The organism is Micromonospora citrea, assembly GCF_049629545.1.
Classification (GTDB): domain Bacteria; phylum Actinomycetota; class Actinomycetes; order Mycobacteriales; family Micromonosporaceae; genus Micromonospora; species Micromonospora citrea_A.
The window spans coordinates 45,961-59,941 of sequence record NZ_JBNADX010000016.1; the positions used below are offsets into that span (position 1 = coordinate 45,961).

The following is a 13,981-nucleotide window of genomic DNA, read 5'->3' on the forward strand; positions in this document are numbered from 1 at the left end:
GGCGGCAAGTCGGACGACGAGGCCGCGCCGTGGACGGCGGCCGGCCGGTAACGTGACGCCGTGACCACCGAGACTTCCGACAACTCCAGCTCGGCGCGTCTGACGCCGCGCCCCGACCCGGAGCCGTCGCCCGCGCCCGTCGCCAAGCGGGTGCCCGCCGAGCGCACCCACCACGGCGACACCGTCGTCGACGAGTACGCCTGGCTCGCCGCCAAGGACGACCCGGAGACCATCGCCCACCTGACCGCCGAGAACGCGTACACCGAGTCCCGCACGGCGCACCTGGACGGGCTGCGCGCGGAGCTGTTCGAGGAGACCCGCCGGCGCACCCAGGAGACGGACCTGACGGTGCCCACCCGCAAGGGCGGGTACTGGTACTACACCCGCACGGTCGAGGGCCAGCAGTACGGCGTGCACTGCCGCCGGGCGGTCCGCGACGGCGAGACCACCCCACCGGTCAGCGCGGACGGCGCACCGCTGGACGGCGAGGAGGTGCTGCTCGACGGCAACCTGCTCGCCGAGGGGCACGACTTCTTCGCCCTCGGCGCGTTCGACGTCAGCCCGGACGGGCGCCGGCTGGCGTACTCGACGGACTTCAGCGGCGACGAGCGGTTCACCCTGCGGATCAAGGACCTGAGCACCGGCGAGCTGCTCGCCGACGAGGTGCCCGACACCTTCTACGGCACCGCCTGGTCCACCGACGCCTCGGTGCTCTTCTACGTCACCGTGGACGAGGCGTGGCGACCGAACCGGGTGTGGCGGCACGTCGTCGGCACCCCGTCGGGCGAGGACGTGGTGGTCCACTCCGAGGACGACGAGCGGTTCTGGGTCGGCGTCGAGCTGACTCGCTCCGAGCGCTTCGTGGTCGTCGACATCCACAGCAAGGTCACCAGCGAGGTCCGGGTGATCCCGGCCGGCAACCCGACCGGCGAGCCGGCCGTCGTCGCCCCGCGCCGGCAGGGCGTCGAGTACTCGCTCGAGCACCATGGCCACCGCTTCCTGATCCTGCACAACGACGGCGCGGAGGACTTCGCGCTGGCCTGGACCTCGGCGGACGCCCCGGGCGACTGGGTGCCGCTGATCGACCACTCCCCCGGCACCCGGCTGGAGGCGGTCGACGCCTTCGAGAACCACCTCGTCGTCTCGCTGCGCGCCAACGGCCTGACCGGGCTGCGGGTCCTCCCGATCGGTGGCGGCGACGAGTGGGACATCGACTTCCCCGAGCCGATCTACAGCGTCGGGCTGGACGCCAACCCGGAGTACCGCACCCGGGAGATCCGGCTGCGCTACACCTCGCTGGTCACCCCCGACTCGGTGTACGACTACGACCTGGTCACCCGGCAGATGGTGCTGCGCCGGCAGAAGCCGGTCCGCCCCGGGCCGGACGGCCGGGCGTACGACCCCGCCGACTACGAGCAGCACCGCGACTGGGCGCTCGCCGACGACGGCACCCGGGTGCCGATCTCGCTGGTCTGCCGGAAGGACACCCCGCGCGACGGCTCCGCGCCGTGCGTCATCTACGGGTACGGCTCGTACGAGGCGAGCATGGACCCGTGGTTCTCGATCGCCCGGCTCTCCCTGCTCGACCGGGGGGTCATCTTCGCCGTGGCGCACATCCGGGGCGGCGGTGAGCTGGGCCGGCGCTGGTACGACGAGGGCAAGCTGCTGGCCAAGAAGAACACCTTCACCGACTTCGTGGCCTGCGCCCGGCACCTGGTCAAGGCCGGCTGGACGGCGAGCGACCGGCTGGTCGCCCGGGGCGCCTCGGCCGGCGGGCTGCTGATGGGCGCGGTCGCCAACCTCGCCCCGGACGCCTTCCGCGGGATCGTCGCGCAGGTGCCCTTCGTGGACGCGCTCACCTCGATCCTCGACCCGTCGCTGCCGTTGACGGTCACCGAGTGGGAGGAGTGGGGCAACCCGCTCGCGGACCCGGAGGTGTACGCGTACATGAAGTCGTACACCCCGTACGAGAACGTGGCCCCCGTCGACTACCCGGCGATCCTCGCGGTGACCAGCCTCAACGACACCCGGGTGCTCTACCACGAGCCGGCGAAGTGGATCGCCCGGCTGCGTGCGGTGTCCCCGCAGGGCGACTACCTGCTCAAGACCGAGATGGGGGCCGGGCACGGCGGCCCGAGCGGCCGGTACGACGCCTGGCGCGAGGAGGCGTTCATCAACGCCTGGATCCTGGACCGGCTGGGCCGGGCCTGACCGCGAACCGCGCCGCCACCGCACCGTCCGGCGGCGACGGGACGACCGACGCGGACGAGGGCCGGGCGGTCGAGCATCCGCCCGGCCCCGACGTCGATGGTCAGACCGGTTGGCCCGGCGGGCGCGCGTCGACCAGGGCCGCCACCTCACCGGTACGGACCATCCGCTGCCAGCGCAGCCGGTTGCCGATCATGGCGGTGACCGCCGACTGCACCACCACCAGGTACATCACCTGCCGGTAGACCAGCTGCTGCAACGGCAGCGACCAGAGCGGACCGTAACGTTCGCCGTCCAGTCGCAGGGCGTACGCGGCCGTCAACCCCTGGAGCAGGAGCAGCCCCACCCAGGCCAGCACGAGCGTCGACCAGGGCAGGAAGAGCAGCCCGTAGACGGCGTACACGTCGACCGCGGGGGCGGCCAACGGCAGCACGATCTGGAACACGGTCAGGTACGGCAGGCCGCGCCGGCCGAGCTTGCCGCCGGCCCCCGGCTCGCGCAGCGCGTGCCGGTGCTTCCACATCGCCTGCATGGTGCCGTAGCACCAGCGGTACCGCTGCCGCCAGAGCTGCCGCAGCGACGAGGGCGCCTCGGTCCAGGCGATCGCGCCCTCCTCGTACACCACGCGCCAGCCGGCCCGGAGCACCTTCATGGTCAGGTCGGTGTCCTCGGCGAGGGTGTCGGAGGGGACGCCGCCGACGGCGAGCAGCACCTCCCGGCGGAACGCGCCGATCGCTCCGGGGATGGTCGGCATGCACTCCAGCACGTCGTACATCCGGCGGTCGAGGTTGAAGCCGATCACGTACTCCAGGTGCTGCCAGCGGCCGAGCAGCCGGCGCCGGTTGGCGACCTTCGTGTTGCCGGAGATCGCGCCGACCGTCGGGTCGGCGAAGCCCTGCACCAGCCGGTGCACGGTGTCCGGCTGGAAGACGGTGTCCCCGTCGACCAGCACCAGCAGGTTCGCCCGGGCGGCCCGGATGCCGGTGTTGAGCGCGGCTGGCTTGCCGGCGTTGGCCTGGCGGATGACCCGCACCCCGCGCAGCCGCATCCGCTGCACGATGTCGGCGGTGCCGTCGCTGGAGCCGTCGTCCACCACGATCACCTCCAGCGCCGGGTAGGCGCTGGAGACCAGCGACCGGACGGTCGCGGCGATGTTCGCGGCCTCGTTGTACGCGGGCACGATCACCGAGACCGGCGCGTCGACCATCCGGCGCGGCCCGTACGGGCGACGGACCCGGCGCACGTGCAGCTGCGCGCAGGCGACCTGCACGGCCAGCCGGGCGATGCCGAGCAGCAGCGCGACGGCGAGCAGCACGTTCATGCCGGTGGCCGCCCACTCCGCGCCGGTCTGGGTCCAGCGCAGGGCGTACCCGCCGAGCCGGGTGCCGGCCGACGCGGGGACGGTCGACGGCGGGGCGTCGATCCCCTCGGAGATCCCGGTGAACCGGTAGTCCTGCGCCGACAGCCGGGTGAGGAGCTGGTCCAGGGCGGCGACGGTCTGGCTCCGGTCGCCGCCGCCGTCGTGCATGAGCACCACCGCGCCCCGGCCGGGCGGCGGGGTGGCCGCGCGGACGATCGCCGGTACGCCGGGCCGCTTCCAGTCCTTGGCGTCGAGGTCGGCGAGGACGGCCACGTGGCCGGTGCCGGCGGCGCGGCGCAGCGCGTCGTACAGGGCGGTGTCGAGGGTGTCGGTGGTGGACGAGTAGGGGGCCCGCAGCAGGGTCACGTCGCGCCCGGTGGCCGCGGCGACCGCCTTGCGGGTCAGCGACAGCTCCAGCTCGGCCCGCCACACCGGGACCGTGCCGAGGTCGGCGTGGGTGTAGGTGTGCGAGCCCAGCTCGTGTCCCTCGTCGAGGATCCGCCGGACCAGTTCCGGGTGGTCGTTGACCCGGGAGCCGACCACGAAGAAGGTGGCGTGCGCGCGGTGCCGGCGCAGCACGTCGAGCACCTGCGGCGTCCACTGCGGATCCGGGCCGTCGTCGAAGGTGAGCGCGACGGTCCGGTCCGGCATCCGCCGGCTGACCGGCCGGGCCTGGTCCAGCCGCAGCACCGGGCCGGCGCCGGTGGCCTCCTCGGGCGCCGGCCCGGCCTGGGCGGCGGACGGGCCGCTGCCGCCGTCGATCCCGGTGACCATGCCGTTGACGGTCAGCGCGGCGAGCAGCAGGAGCAGGCCGAGCAGCAGGAGCACCCAGTGGGCCCGCGGGTCGCGGCGGGCGACGTGTCGCGCCATGGTCAGTGGGGCTTGCCCGGGGTGCGGCTGGGCTTGACCGTCCGGCGTTCGTCACCCTGGCCGGGGACGGTGTCGGTGACCGACGGCGCGGCGGCGGTCGGCGCGGCGGGGGCCGGCGCCGTCGTCCGGGTGGCCGTGGGCGACGGCACGGCGGTGTCGGTCACCGGCCGGGGTCGCGCTGTCGGGCGGGCGGGCTGACCGAACTCGTCGAGGCCGTCGATGCCCGCCTCGACCGGCGGCCGCGCCTTGGGGTCGGTCCAGCCGGGCAGCGGGACGCTGGTGTCCCCGAACAGCCCGGCCAGGATCAGGCCGAGGCTGGTGAGCAGCCCGAGGCCCATTGCGGTGCCGGCGACGACGGTGATCCGGCGCCGCCGGCCGGTCCGGTCGACGAACACCGGCGGGGCACCGCCCGGCTGGTTGTGCATCTGGTGATCTCCCGATCGCCGTGCTGCCGCCGCCCGGGAACGTCCACGCCGGGGGCGGGGCCCCTCGGGCCTCCGCAGTCATCAGCGACGGCCCACCACGGACCGTTACGTCTCAGCCGGCCCGCAGTTCCTCCACCGCCGTGCTGGCGCGCAGGAAGAGCAGGCCGACACCGACCGTGATCAGCACCGCGACCAGGGCGCCGGCACCGACCCCGGCCAACTGCGCCAGCGGTACGTCGGGCGCGACGCTCACCTCGGGCACCCACTCGGTGCGGGTGTACGCCGCCCGGGTGGCCGGGTCGTCGCAGAGCGTGCCGGCGTCGCAGATCTCCTGGGCGTACCCGCCCTGCCTGCTGCCGCCCCCGGTGACCGCCCGGCCGAGCAGCAGACCGACGGTGAGCGCGACGGCCACGGCCGGCACCGCCGGGGCGAACGCCTGCCAGGCGATGGACCGGCCGATGGTGGCCCGGGGCACCCCGGTGGCGACCAGGGCCGCGTTCGCGCGCCGCCGGGCGGCGATCTGCTCGACCAGCGCGACGACCAGGCCCCCGCCGGCGATCAGCAGGGCGACTCCGACGGCCAGGTCGACCAGGTCGAGGGTGCCGAGGTAGAAGTCGTCGTCGCCGGCGATGCCCGCCCCGGTGCGCCGGCCCACCTCCAGGTCGGCACTGATGCCGGCCCGCACCCCGGCCGCGCCACCGCCGACGATCACGGCGGCCAGCAGGGCGGCGAAGGTGCGGCTGCCGGCCCACGGGTCGGCGGTCAGCCGACCGGCCGCCAGCAGCGTGTCGGGCCGCCGGGCGGACCGGTGCAGCAGCCGCCCGGCCGTGTACGACAGCCACCCGGTCCCGACGACCACCCCGAGCGTGGCGGCCAGCCCGCCGAGGAGCAGCAGCGACGGGAGCAGCAGCACGGGCTGCTCCCGGTGGTGGTCCCGGTACCAGTCCTGCACCGGGCCGATGGCGGCGATCGCGGCCAGCCCGCCCAGGATGAGCACGCCGGCCCAGGGGCCGGGCGGGCGTTCCCGGGCCGCGCGGCGCACCACGCCGAACGGGGTGGCGCTCACCCGGCGCAGCAGCAGTGCGCCGGCCAGCGCGGCGAGCAGCGGCAGCCCGAGCACCACCGCCAGGATCGCCCCGGTCGACGGCAGCACGTCGGTGGGCAGCGGCAACTGCCCCCGCGCGTCCGGCCGGTGGAGCAGCGCCCGCCCGCCCAGGTACGCCGCCAGCCCGAGCAGCGTGCCGAGCAGGCCGGCCAGCCCGGTCTCGGCGATCGCGATCCGGGTCACCTGCCCGGGGGTCGCCCCGGCCAGCCGGAGCGCGGCGAGCCGCCGGTCCCGCGCCGGGGCGCCGAGCCGGGCGCACTGCCCGGCCAGCGCCAGTACCGGGATGGTGAGCAGCAGCAGCGCGAACGCGGTGCCGCCGCGCAGCCCCGGCTCGCGGAGCAGGGCGCTGGCGTACTGCTCCGACTGGGCGTACGGGTCGCCCCCGGGCGGGGTGGGGATGGCCAGCACGGTGAGCGCGGCCAGCCCGGCGAGGGTGGCCAGGACGGCGCTGAGCGTGGTCAGCACCACCCGTACGACGTCGGTCCGGCTGCCGGCCAGGGCGAGCCGGAGCAGGGTGCCCGGTCTCACCGGCGCTCTCCGGCGAACGGCCGGTCCAGCCCCAGCCCGGTGGTGTCCACGACGCCGTCGCGGAGCATCACCTCCCGGTCGGCGTACGCGGCGATCCGGGGTTCGTGGGTGACCAGCACGACGCTGGTGCGCTGCTGCCGGGCGAGGCGGACCAACTGGGTGAGGACCTGTTCGCCGGTGAGCGTGTCCAGCGCGCCGGTCGGCTCGTCGGCGAAGAGCACCCGGGGCTCGGCGACCAGGGCCCGGGCCAGCGCGCACCGCTGCTGCTGCCCGCCGGACATCGCACCGGGCCGGGCGTCGGCGACGTCGGCCACGTCGAGCCGTTCCAGCCAGGCGAGCGCCGCCGCCCGCGCCTCCCGCCGCCCCGTGCCGGCGAGAAGCAGCGGGAGGGCGACGTTCTCCGCCGCGGTCAGCTCGGCGACGAGCTGACCGAACTGGAACAGCACCCCGAACTCGGTGCGCCGCAGCTTCGAGCGGGCCGCCTCGGACCAGGTGTCGATCCGTTCGCCCCGCCAGGTGACCTGCCCGGCGTCGGGACGCAGGATCCCGGCGAGGCAGTGCAGCAGGGTGGACTTGCCGCAGCCGCTGGGGCCGGTGACGGCGACGATCTCGCCCTCGGCGACGTCGAGGGTGACGCCGCGCAGGGCGGGTGTCGGGCCGTACGCCTTCACCACGCCGCGGGCCGCGAGTTGCGTCACGGGTGCACCTCCCGGTGCCAGTCGGCGACGCGGTCCAGGGTGGTCCGCAGCCACCTCAGGTCGGCGTCGAGGTGGACGATGGCGTAGTCGGCCGCGACGACGTCGTCGAGGGTGGCCGTCGGCGCCGTCTTGGTGGCGGTCAGCTCGCGCAGCCGGTCGGTGTGGGCCCGTGCCTGGGCGACCAGGTACGCCCGGGCGGTGTCCACGTCGGCGACCAGCAGCGCCACCACGACCTTGGTGAAGAGCGTGCTGGTGACGTACGGCGCGGGCGGCTCGACGGCGGCGAGCCAGGCGTCGAGTTCCTCCCGGCCCCGGCCGGTGAGCGCGTAGGCGGTCCGGTCGGGGCCGGCCTCGCGCTCCAGGCCGGTGGCCACCACGAGCCCGTCCCGGGCGAGCCGGCCGAGGGTCGCGTAGACCTGCCCGAAGGCCAGTGGCCGGGCCCGGGGCAGCCGGGTGTCGTGGGCACGCTTCAGGTCGTACCCGTGCCGGTTGCCGGCGGCGAGCAGCCCGAGCAGGACGTGCGTCGTGGACACCCGCTCACTATTCATTCAGTGAATAGCTGCCGTCAAGCGCTCCAGCCCGGGTCCCGCCCGGCCCGGCCGAGCAGCCGGTCCAGTTCGGTGCAGCCGGCCCCGGTGGCCACCTCCGGGCCGAACGCGCCCATCTGCCGGCCCATCGGTCCCGTCTCGTCCATGAACCGGTGCCCCGCCGCCACGGCCTCGGCCGCCGGCTCGTACGGCAGGCCGGTGGCCCGGGCCAGGTCCCAGCCGTGCACGGTCAGGTCGATCACCCCCATCAGGCCGACGGTCGACTGCGGCAGCCCCATGCCGGGCGAGACCCGCCGCGTACGCCCGCTCGCTGCGCTGACCACGGCGTCTCCCACTGCTCTGCTGCCACCGACGCGCCGGTGACCAGGAGTGACGCGACCATTGCTGCGCCGAATTCTGCCGCCGCGAGTACGGGCAGCTCATCGAGGTGGCGCGTCCGTGGGTGCAGAGCAAAGGAGACGACCGACCCCACCGCAGCAACGCGCCAACCTCACGCTGTGTAAGCTGGCCAGACGTCCGTCCGGTGACCGGCGACAGGCAGCCCGGCGTCAGCGGCGGCGGACGGCGACCACGGCGACGTCGTCGTGGATCTCCGGCGGGGCCAGCTCGAGCAGCAGCCGCTGGCAGAACCGGTCCAGGTCGTCGTCCACCCGGGCGGCACAGACGGCGAGCGCGGCCAGCCCCTCGTCGATGGTGGCGTCGCGCCGCTCGATCAGCCCGTCCGTGTAGAGCACCAGGGTCGACCCGGCCGGCAGGGTGAACTCCAGGTCCTCGGGGCGTTCGGCGCGGACCCCGAGCAGCGGCGCGGAGTGCTGGACGAACTCCACCCGGCCGTCGCCGCTGACCAGTGCCGGCAGGTGCCCCGCGCTGGCCAGCCGGATCCGGCCGGTGGGCGGGTGCAGCAGCAGCAGGCAGAGGGTGGCCAGCTCGTTGCGCAGCAGCGTGCGCATCAGCTCGTTGAGCCGGTGCAGGATCACCCCGGGCTGGTGGCCCTCCACCGCGTACGCCCGCACCGCGTGCCGCAGCTCGGCCATCACGGTCGCCGCGTGCAGCGAGTGGCCGGCCACGTCCCCGATCGCCACCAACAGGTGCCCGTCGAGCATCACCAGCTCGTAGAAGTCCCCGCCCACCTCGGTCTGGGCGCTGGCCGGCTCGTACCGGACGGCAAGGTCGAGGCCGGCGACCTCGGGCAGCCGCCGGGGCAGCAGGCTGCGCTGGAGGGTGACCGCGATCCGGTGCTCCTCGTCGAAGGAGCGCTGCGCCTCCACCGCCGACGCCACCGCCTGGGCGAGCTGCACCAGCACCGGCGTCCGCTTGGTCTGGGTCGCCGTCGGCACCACCACGTAGAGCGGGGCCCGGTCGTCGCGCAGCCTGGCCGCCGCCACGGTCACCGTGTCCCGAGCCGGCCACGACACCAACGCCCACTGCGCCGGATCGTCCACCCGTACCGTGGCGCCCTTCGGCACGCCCGTGTCGTCGACCACCCACGGCACGATCGCCGGCACGGCGCCCGGCGCGGTGACCACACCGGCCAGACACTCGCCGTCGAAGGTCTCGGCGACGACCGCCGCCGGGCTCTTGAAGATCTGCGCCGCGCCGGCCGCCGCCGCCTCCAGCAGGCGGGCGAAGTTCGGGGCGGCGTGCACCGCGACGGTGGTGTCGGCCAGCCCGGTCAACCGCTCGGCGAGCAGCTCGGCCCGCTGCCGCGCCTGGTAGTAGCGGAGCACCGCGTGCGTGGTGGCGACCAGCTCCTCCGGCTCGATCGGCTCCGCCAGGTACGCGTCCGCGCCCCGGGTCAGACCCTGGGTACGGTCCACCGTGTCGACGGCGTGCGCGGACACGTGGATCACCGGCAACGCCGGATGGTCCGCCTTGATCCGCTCGCAGACCTCGAAGCCGCTCAGGTCGGGCAGCCGGACGTCGAGCACCACCAGGTCGATCGCCGGGTCCGCCCCGACCCGCTCCAGCGCCTCCGTGCCGGTCTCCGCCTCGCGGACGTCGAAGCCGGCCCGGGTCAACCAGCTGACCAGCAGGTAGCGCTTGGTGCGACTGTCGTCGACCACCAGCACGGTCGCCTGGTCGCCGACCACCGTCACTCCCCGTCCGCCGGCAGGACGACCGTGAAGGTGCTGCCCCGGCCGGGCTCGCTGGTCAGCTCCAGGGCGCCGCCGAGCAGCGTCACCAACCGCCGGGCGTACGGCAGGCCGAGGCCGGTGCCGCCGATCCGGGTGGTCCCCGGCGCCTGGTAGAACTCCTCGAAGATCCGATCGTGCAGCTCGGCGGGGATGCCCACACCGGTGTCGGAGACCGAGAGCCGCCACCGGTCCCCGTCCCGCTCCGCGCGCATCCGCACCTCGCCCCGCTCGGTGAACTTGAGCGCATTGTGCAGCAGGTTGCGCAGCACCTGCGACAACAGCACCTCGTCGGAGCGGAGCACGGCCGGCGCGGGCGGGTCCTCCACCACCAGCTCCACGGTCGACCGGGCGGTCAGCGCCCGCAGCGTGCCGCGCAACTGCCCGAAGACCGCCCGCAGGTCGACGTCCGCCCACTCCGGCTCGATCCGCCCGGACTCCGCCTTGGCGAGGTCGAGCAGGTCGTTGACCAGCGAGAGCAGGTCCGCGGCGGAGGAGCGGATCAGCTCCACCTGCTCGGACTGCTCGGTGGTGAGCGGGTCGGAGGCGGAGTCGGTGAGCAGCCGGCCCAGCCCGATGATCGCGGTCACCGGGGCGCGCAGCTCGTGGCTGACGTTGGCCAGGAAGCGGCTCTTCGACTCGCTCGCCGCCCGCAGCTGGGCCGACTTCTCCTCCAGCTCGGCGTAGAGCGCCACCACGCCCCGGTTGGTCTCCTCCAGCTCCTCGGAGAGCTGGGTGTAGAGCGCCATCACGCCCCGGTTGGTCTCCTCCAGCTCCGAGTTGAGCACGGCCAGCTCGTCGCGTTGGCTGCGCACCTCGTCCAGCGCGGCGATGAGCTGCTCGTTCTGCGTGGCGAACTCGTCCAGGGCGCTGGCCGGGGCGGTGTGCCCGAGCTCGGCGCGGAGCTCGGCCAGCCGCGCGGCGGTCAGCGCCTGGGCGGTGGCCGGGACACGTCGGGACATCCTCACGACCGTATCGCCCTCCGGGCGGGTCACGCCCAGGGTGTCCACCAGGCGCGCCACCGCGCCGGACTGCGGCTCGTACCGGTCGCCGGGCAGCGGACGCGCGGGGGACAGGTCGATCTGCAGGGCGGTACGACCGTCCGGGCGGTCCACCACGAAGAAGGCGACGTCCGCCCCCTCGGCGGTACGCAACAGGTCGCGGGCGACCTCGCTGAGCGCGGTGGCGACCCGGATCTGGTCCTGGTGCTCCAGCCCGACGGCGTCGGCGACCTCCCGGCCCCGCTGCCGGACGGTGAAGATGTCCTGCTCGACCCGGAGCGCCATCCGCAGGAGCGGCTCGGGCCGGTTCATGCCGGCGTCCTCGCCACCAGCACGCACGCGTCGTCGCGGCGGACACCGGCGTCGCGCAGCAGGGTGGCGGCGACCACGAGCGGCGACCGGCGGGTCAGCCCCGGGTAGTCCTCGATCCGCCAGCGGTCGACCACCCCGTCACTGTGCATGACCAGGGTCGCGCCCGCCGGGAAGGGGTAGTCGTACTCCCGGATCACCGGCCGCTGGTGTCCGGCGATGCCGGGCAGCGAGACCAGTCCCTTCCGGCCGTCGTCCGGGCCGAGGACGACCCCGGCGATGTTGCCGATCCCGGCGTAGCGCAGCAGGCCGGCCGACGGGTCCAGTTCGGCCACGGCCAACGCCGCCCCCCGGGTGTGCGACATCGAGCGGTGCAGGTGCCCGACCACGGCGGCGGGTGGGACGGCCGGCGCGGAGCGGAACGCGGCCAGCGCGGCCTCGGCGGCGGCGCCGGCGAGTGGCCCGTGCCCGAGGCCGTCGCAGGCCAGCGTCTGGTGCCGTCCCTCGGCCACCCGTACCGCGTAGCCGTCGCCACTGACCTGCTCACCGGTGATCGGCCGGGTCAGCCCGGCCGCCCAGACCGGCGGGGCGGGCACCCCCTTCGGCCACACCTGCACCGTCGTGACGGTGCCCTTGCCCACCCGGGACCAGGCGTCGAACCAGGTCGCCTGCCGGGCGATGGCGCCCAGCCCGATGCCGAGGGTGCCGGTGGTGGAGTGGCCGTCGCGGGAGGAGACGGTCAAGTCGGCCATGCCGGGGCCCGCGTCGACGGCGACCAGCTCCACGCCGGCCTCGCCGTCCGCCCGTACCGGGCGCAGCAGCAGGACGCCCTCCTGGGCGTGCTTGACCAGGTTGCTGGTGAGTTCGGCGGTGACGATGGCCAGCTCGGCGACGCGGTTCGCACCGAGACCGAGTTGGGTGCCGAGCCGCTCGGCGGCCCGGCGGACGGCGCTCGCCGCGCTGCCGGACTCGACCCGGAACCAGGTGCCGGCCGCGGGGACGGTCTCGGCGCTCACCGGGACCACTTGGTCACCGTGATCCGGGTGCCCTCTCCCACGGCGGTCCGGATGTCGAACTCGTCGCACAGTCGGCGGGCGCCGCTGAGGCCGAGCCCGAGGCCACCGCCGGTGGTGTAACCGTCGGTGAGCGCGAGGTCGAGGTCGGCGATGCCCGGACCGGAGTCGGCGAAGACGATCCGTACGCCACGGCGACGCCCGTCGTCGACGACGCTGACCTCGGCGTTGCCGCCCCCGCCGTAGATCAGGGTGTTGCGGGCCAGCTCGCTGGCGGCGGTGACCAGCTTGGTCTGGTCCACCAGGGAGAGCTTCACCGCCACGGCCACGGTACGCACCAGCTGTCGGACCCGGACGACGTCCTCGTCGCTGCCGATCGCCTGCGCCTTGGGGCCCAGGTCGAGGCCCGCGGTCATGCGGATGTCGCCGCCGATCCGGACTCCGCGTCCTCGGCCTCGTCGAAGCCGAGGTCGTCCTCGCGGGTCGCCGCGATCAGCTCCATGCCGCGCTCGACGTTCAGCGCGGTCCGGATGCCGTTGAGCGACAGGCCCAGCTCGACCAGGGTGATGGCGACCGCCGGCCGCATCCCGACGACCACCGTCTCGGCGTCGAGCACCTTGGAGATCGAGGCGATGGTGGAGAGCATCCGCCCGACGAAGGAGTCGACGATGTCCAGCGCGGTGATGTCGATGATGACGCCGTGCGCGCCGGTCGCGACGATCCGCTCTGCGAGGTCCTCCTGGAGGGTGACCGCCGTCTGGTCGGACATGTCGATCTGGATGGAGACCAGCAGGATGTCGCCGATCTTGAGGACCGGCACCCGCTCCATCACGCCTCCCGGCGCGCGTGGCGGCGGGCGGTCTCGACCCCGGTGAGGCGCAGCACGTGGCGCAGCGCGTCGGCCAGGCTGGCCTTGGTGGCGATGTCGCCGAACTCGATGCCGAGGGCGACGATGGTCTGCGCGATCTGCGGCCGGATGCCGGAGATGATGCAGTCGGCGCCCATCAGCCGGGCGGCCACCACCGTCTTGAGGATGTGCTGGGCGACCTGGGTGTCCACCGCCGGCACACCGGTGATGTCGATGATCGCGTACGGCGAGCCGGTGTCGACCAGGGTCTGCAGCAGCCGCTCCATCACCACCTGGGCGCGCGCCGAGTCGAGCGTGCCGACCAGCGGCACGGCCACCACGCCGTCCCAGATCTTCACCACCGGGGTGGAGAGTTCGAGCAGCTGCTCGGCCTGGTCGGCGATCAGCCCCTCGCGGGTCTGCACGTAGGTCTCGAAGGTGAACAGGCCCATCTGGTCGATCAGGGCGTTGAAGGCGATGACGTCGCGCAGTTCCACGTCGCCGGACTCGGCGAGTTCGACCAGCACGTCCTTGAGGGCATAGATGCTGATCGCCGTCTCCGTGGCGGAGAAGCCCTGCCGGGCCCGGCCGCGGGAGAGCTCGGCGAGCACCGCCCGCACCTCCGTGGCGCGCTCGGACTGGACGTCGGTCAACCCCTCGGCGCCGACTTCGATCATGCTACGGTGCAGTTCCTGCACCTGGAGGCGCAACTCCGCGTGGCTGAGCCGGCCGCGCAGCGACGCCGCTACGGTCTCCGTCCAGCGCTGGACGACACGCTCGGCGTGCTCGACCAGCAGGCCGACGAGCCGGCCACTTTCCTCGATGGTCAGGGCCATGGTCCCTCCTCTGAGCTGGACGGGCGGACTCTATCACCGGGACCTGCCGACTTACTTGCCGCGAGGCAAAGGAATGATCAGGCCCACCGGAACCGGCTCCC

General features: G+C 74.3%; 13 protein-coding genes. 1 reads left to right on the forward strand and 12 read right to left on the reverse strand.

Translation table 11 applies throughout. The features are described from left to right. Positions 1–99: 99 nt before the first annotated feature. A complete protein-coding gene (locus tag ACPFP2_RS18195; RefSeq protein WP_424090469.1) occupies positions 100–2,211 on the forward strand; it encodes a S9 family peptidase in 2,112 nt (703 codons plus the stop codon). A gap of 100 nt (positions 2,212–2,311) precedes the next feature. Here ACPFP2_RS18195 and ACPFP2_RS18200 read toward each other — a convergent pair whose 3' ends face one another. From ACPFP2_RS18200 to ACPFP2_RS18255, 12 genes are all read right to left on the reverse strand, one after another. Further along, a complete protein-coding gene (locus tag ACPFP2_RS18200; protein ID WP_424090367.1) occupies positions 2,312–4,438 on the reverse strand; it encodes a bifunctional polysaccharide deacetylase/glycosyltransferase family 2 protein in 2,127 nt (708 codons plus the stop codon). A 2-nt stretch (positions 4,439–4,440) separates the two neighbouring features. Then, a complete protein-coding gene (locus tag ACPFP2_RS18205) occupies positions 4,441–4,863 on the reverse strand; it encodes a hypothetical protein (protein WP_424090368.1) in 423 nt (140 codons plus the stop codon). A gap of 112 nt (positions 4,864–4,975) precedes the next feature. Further along, on the reverse strand, positions 4,976–6,496 hold the full coding sequence (locus tag ACPFP2_RS18210; RefSeq protein ID WP_424090369.1) for an FtsX-like permease family protein: 1,521 nt from the start codon (positions 6,494–6,496) through the stop codon (positions 4,976–4,978). Beyond that, positions 6,493–7,194, reverse strand: a complete 702-nt coding sequence (locus tag ACPFP2_RS18215; RefSeq protein ID WP_424090370.1) for an ABC transporter ATP-binding protein — start codon at positions 7,192–7,194, stop codon at positions 6,493–6,495. Before ACPFP2_RS18215 ends, ACPFP2_RS18210 begins: the two co-directional genes overlap by 4 nt. Then, positions 7,191–7,727 (reverse strand): PadR family transcriptional regulator, encoded by a 537-nt coding sequence (locus tag ACPFP2_RS18220; protein ID WP_424090371.1) that lies wholly within the window; start codon positions 7,725–7,727, stop codon positions 7,191–7,193. The genes ACPFP2_RS18215 and ACPFP2_RS18220 overlap by 4 nt, the downstream gene beginning before the upstream one ends. Before the next feature lie 32 nt (positions 7,728–7,759). Next, complete coding sequence (locus ACPFP2_RS18225; RefSeq protein WP_424090372.1) at positions 7,760–8,065, reverse strand: hypothetical protein; 306 nt, start codon at positions 8,063–8,065, stop codon at positions 7,760–7,762. A 225-nt stretch (positions 8,066–8,290) separates the two neighbouring features. Further along, positions 8,291–9,838, reverse strand: a complete 1,548-nt coding sequence (locus ACPFP2_RS18230; protein ID WP_424090373.1) for a SpoIIE family protein phosphatase — start codon at positions 9,836–9,838, stop codon at positions 8,291–8,293. Then, entirely contained in the window at positions 9,835–11,187 is a 1,353-nt protein-coding gene (locus ACPFP2_RS18235) for a sensor histidine kinase (RefSeq protein ID WP_424090374.1), read from the reverse strand. The genes ACPFP2_RS18230 and ACPFP2_RS18235 overlap by 4 nt, the downstream gene beginning before the upstream one ends. Then, the gene (locus tag ACPFP2_RS18240; RefSeq protein WP_424090375.1) at positions 11,184–12,200 is read right to left on the reverse strand and encodes a SpoIIE family protein phosphatase; all 1,017 of its coding nucleotides are present in this window, start codon (positions 12,198–12,200) and stop codon (positions 11,184–11,186) included. Before ACPFP2_RS18240 ends, ACPFP2_RS18235 begins: the two co-directional genes overlap by 4 nt. Further along, on the reverse strand, positions 12,197–12,613 hold the full coding sequence (locus ACPFP2_RS18245) for an ATP-binding protein (RefSeq protein ID WP_424090376.1): 417 nt from the start codon (positions 12,611–12,613) through the stop codon (positions 12,197–12,199). Before ACPFP2_RS18245 ends, ACPFP2_RS18240 begins: the two co-directional genes overlap by 4 nt. Beyond that, positions 12,610–13,026, reverse strand: a complete 417-nt coding sequence (locus ACPFP2_RS18250; RefSeq protein ID WP_424090377.1) for an STAS domain-containing protein — start codon at positions 13,024–13,026, stop codon at positions 12,610–12,612. Before ACPFP2_RS18250 ends, ACPFP2_RS18245 begins: the two co-directional genes overlap by 4 nt. Continuing rightward, positions 13,026–13,880 carry an STAS domain-containing protein gene (locus tag ACPFP2_RS18255; protein WP_424090378.1) on the reverse strand — a complete coding sequence of 285 codons (855 nt, stop codon included), beginning with the start codon at positions 13,878–13,880 and terminating at the stop codon, positions 13,026–13,028. Before ACPFP2_RS18255 ends, ACPFP2_RS18250 begins: the two co-directional genes overlap by 1 nt. Positions 13,881–13,981: the final 101 nt, after the last annotated feature.

Coding starts and splice junctions, on each gene's coding strand:
- ACPFP2_RS18255 (WP_424090378.1), bottom strand. CDS start 13,880: ATGGCCCTGACCATCGAGGAAAGTGGCCGGCTCGTCGGCCTGCTGGTC.
- ACPFP2_RS18205 (WP_424090368.1), bottom strand. CDS start 4,863: ATGCACAACCAGCCGGGCGGTGCCCCGCCGGTGTTCGTCGACCGGACC.
- ACPFP2_RS18250 (WP_424090377.1), bottom strand. CDS start 13,026: ATGGAGCGGGTGCCGGTCCTCAAGATCGGCGACATCCTGCTGGTCTCC.
- ACPFP2_RS18200 (WP_424090367.1), bottom strand. CDS start 4,438: ATGGCGCGACACGTCGCCCGCCGCGACCCGCGGGCCCACTGGGTGCTC.
- ACPFP2_RS18245 (WP_424090376.1), bottom strand. CDS start 12,613: ATGACCGCGGGCCTCGACCTGGGCCCCAAGGCGCAGGCGATCGGCAGC.
- ACPFP2_RS18235 (WP_424090374.1), bottom strand. CDS start 11,187: ATGAACCGGCCCGAGCCGCTCCTGCGGATGGCGCTCCGGGTCGAGCAG.